Below are 388 nucleotides of genomic sequence, written 5' to 3'. Positions count from 1 at the left end.
GGTTCTCAATTCAGTCTATTCCCCTTTATTCAGTTTTCAAGCTGCGTTTTTGCAGAAGAAGCCGGACAGAAGTTTGGCGGGCTGCAGGGCAGTTTGTTTAGGCACCATTAGCTCAGTTGGTAGAGCAACTGACTCTTAATCAGTGGGTCCCGGGTTCGAGTCCCTGATGGTGCACCAAGAGCGATTGCAGAGTAAAGAGTCAAATCAATTGCTCTGCAATTGATTTGGCCCGTTGGTCAAGCGGTTAAGACACCGGCCTCTCACGCCGGTAACGGGGGTTCGATTCCCCCACGGGTCACCAGAGATAATGACGGCGAGAGCTGTTCATTATATAGTCGGTGTTGATGGCGCGTAGGATCCACCCGTTCCCATCCCGAACACGGAAGTT

Annotated in this window: 2 tRNA genes and 1 rRNA gene; all 3 read left to right on the top strand. The window is 51.5% G+C overall.

Going from position 1 to position 388, the window contains the following annotated elements:
• The first annotated feature begins 101 nt into the window (after nucleotides 1–101).
• Nucleotides 102–177: transfer RNA gene (locus HJY11_RS13355), tRNA-Lys, on the top strand.
• A 49-nt stretch (nucleotides 178–226) separates the two neighbouring features.
• Nucleotides 227–301, top strand: a tRNA-Glu gene (locus HJY11_RS13350).
• 33 nt (nucleotides 302–334) lie between these two features.
• Nucleotides 335–388, top strand: a 5S ribosomal RNA gene (rrf, locus tag HJY11_RS15795); the annotation flags it as partial.

It is taken from the genome of Bittarella massiliensis (ex Durand et al. 2017) (assembly GCF_017566145.1).
GTDB lineage: Bacteria > Bacillota > Clostridia > Oscillospirales > Ruminococcaceae > Bittarella > Bittarella massiliensis_A.
The sequence above is the reverse complement of the archived record's forward strand: the minus strand, read 5'-3'. Positions and strand labels throughout refer to the sequence as shown.